Here is a 634-nt window from a genome sequence, read left to right as displayed (position 1 = left end):
TTCCGCTCCCGGTTCGTGATCGAGCCGCTGGAGCCGGGCTTCGGTTACACCCTCGGCAACTCCCTGCGCCGGACCCTCCTGTCCTCGATCCCGGGTGCGGCGGTCACGTCCATCCGCATCGACGGCGTGCTGCACGAGTTCACCACCGTGCCGGGTGTCAAGGAGGACGTCACCGACCTGATCCTCAACATCAAGCAGCTGGTCGTCTCCTCGGAGCACGACGAGCCGGTCGTGATGTACCTGCGCAAGCAGGGCCCGGGTCTGGTCACCGCCGCCGACATCGCGCCCCCGGCCGGTGTCGAGGTGCACAACCCCGACCTCGTCCTCGCCACGCTCAACGGCAAGGGCAAGCTGGAGATGGAGCTCACGGTCGAGCGTGGCCGCGGTTACGTCTCCGCCGTGCAGAACAAGCAGGTCGGCCAGGAGATCGGCCGCATCCCGGTCGACTCCATCTACTCGCCGGTGCTCAAGGTCACGTACAAGGTCGAGGCCACGCGTGTCGAGCAGCGCACCGACTTCGACAAGCTGATCGTCGACGTCGAGACCAAGCAGGCCATGCGCCCGCGTGACGCCATGGCGTCGGCCGGCAAGACCCTGGTCGAGCTGTTCGGTCTGGCCCGCGAGCTCAACATCG

Annotated in this window: 1 protein-coding gene; it reads left to right on the top strand. The window is 67.2% G+C overall.

The genetic code is table 11. From position 1 onward, the window contains the following. Window positions 1-634: DNA-directed RNA polymerase subunit alpha (locus FDO69_RS40935; protein ID WP_104789278.1), on the top strand; the 634-nt coding region annotated here is incomplete at both ends.

Origin of the sequence: Streptomyces tibetensis (assembly GCF_007655005.1) — a bacterium.
Classification (GTDB): Bacteria; Actinomycetota; Actinomycetes; order Streptomycetales; family Streptomycetaceae; genus Streptomyces; species Streptomyces tibetensis.
The sequence above is the reverse complement of the archived record's forward strand: the minus strand, read 5'-3'. Positions and strand labels throughout refer to the sequence as shown.